Annotated in this window: 2 protein-coding genes; one reads left to right on the top strand and one right to left on the bottom strand. The window is 53.9% G+C overall.

Features of this window, described 5'->3' with window-relative positions:
• The first annotated feature begins 2 nt into the window (after positions 1-2).
• The gene (locus tag AC5V8P_RS25650) at positions 3-731 is read left to right on the top strand and encodes a TrmB family transcriptional regulator (RefSeq protein ID WP_495474064.1); all 729 of its coding nucleotides are present in this window, start codon (positions 3-5) and stop codon (positions 729-731) included.
• Between the two features lie 8 nt (positions 732-739).
• Here AC5V8P_RS25650 and AC5V8P_RS25645 read toward each other — a convergent pair.
• Positions 740-1,254: NUDIX hydrolase (locus tag AC5V8P_RS25645; protein WP_495474063.1), on the bottom strand; the 515-nt coding region annotated here is incomplete at its 5' end.

Raw genomic sequence — 1,254 nt, 5'->3', positions numbered from 1 at the left:
TGATGGTCGAGCTTTCGAGACAAAATGCGGCTTCCGGCTATGAAGTGGCTAAGCGTCTAGGGGCATCGCGTTCCAACGTGTACGCAGCTTTGCAGCGTTTGGCCGGACAGGGATATCTCAGAGCCAGCGCGGGAGAGCCTGTACGCTACAGCATGCTGCCACCGGGTGAACTGACCCGAATAATCGAAGGGCAGATGCGAGCATCCCTGCTGGCGGTGGAGAAGGAAATGCCACGAACAGAACCAGCCCAACCGGCCTTTTATAACGTGGAAGGTGACCGGAAGGTACTGGAAAGCCTGACACGTGAGCTGGAGCGAGCCAAGCACGAGATTGTACTGAATTTGTGGCGCGAGGAAGCCGAATTGCTGCGAGAAGCGTTGAAAAACGCCGAGAGTCGGGGTGTGCGTCTGCTATGGTCCTGTGACAACGGTGAAAGTATGCTTGAACCGTGGCTACCCGGTACGTCTGGTACGGAAGTTCAGGAACCGTCAGGGCGCAAGTTTTCTTTTGTTATTGATCGGCGTTGGTGCATGCTGGGGATGCGGGGAGAGAATTGCCCGACACAGGCGCTTATAACCGAGCATCCGGTGATGACAGGTTTGCTGCTGGATCATTTTGCTCAGGATCTTATTCTGTATGAGCTGGAGCATGATATGGGCAGCGAGCTGTCAACCCGGTATGGCTGGCGGTATGAAGGCATTATCGGCAAATATATGTCAGCCGGAGAATAGCATAAGGACTACTGTGAGGGAAGTTCCATCAGAGCCCGGCATATAGCTGTAATGTAGCCTGCTTTGTGAGGCACGAATTGATCTGGTGTAATCAGGCGGCGAGTTCTTTCCGGGTGCGGCCCCGACGTAATACCTTGGGCTTCAATAAATGGAATATGGCCTTCAAACAGGGCCAGTGCCTGGTCAAGGTCTGCCTCGTACAGCCCGGAAACTTCTTCCTGCTGAAGACTGTAGGCTTCCAGGGGCTGGTTGGACAGCAGTCCAAACACCGAGCTGACCTCCCGATCCCAAAAAGAGATGCCCTGGGCGGTGCCTTTACTTTCATATCGAACGGTCATCAGCGGTGTTAAGGAGGTAAAGGGAACATGAATACCCAGTTCTTCCTCCAGCTCACGAGCCGCCTGAGACATATCTTCGCCTGAAGTCAAATGTCCGGCTGCTGTAATATCATAGAATCCGGGGAAGGTGTCCTTTGTATCCTGACGCTGTTGGAATAGCAAGCGGCGGCCTGTCGAAGTGTCTC

The organism is Paenibacillus sp. N119s, assembly GCF_059447605.1.
This window is presented reverse-complemented; position numbering and strand designations above follow the sequence as displayed.

Bases quoted from the DNA above. Each gene is read 5' to 3' on its own strand.
- AC5V8P_RS25650 (WP_495474064.1), top strand. From the start codon at position 3: ATGGTCGAGCTTTCGAGACAAAATGCGGCTTCCGGCTATGAAGTGGCT.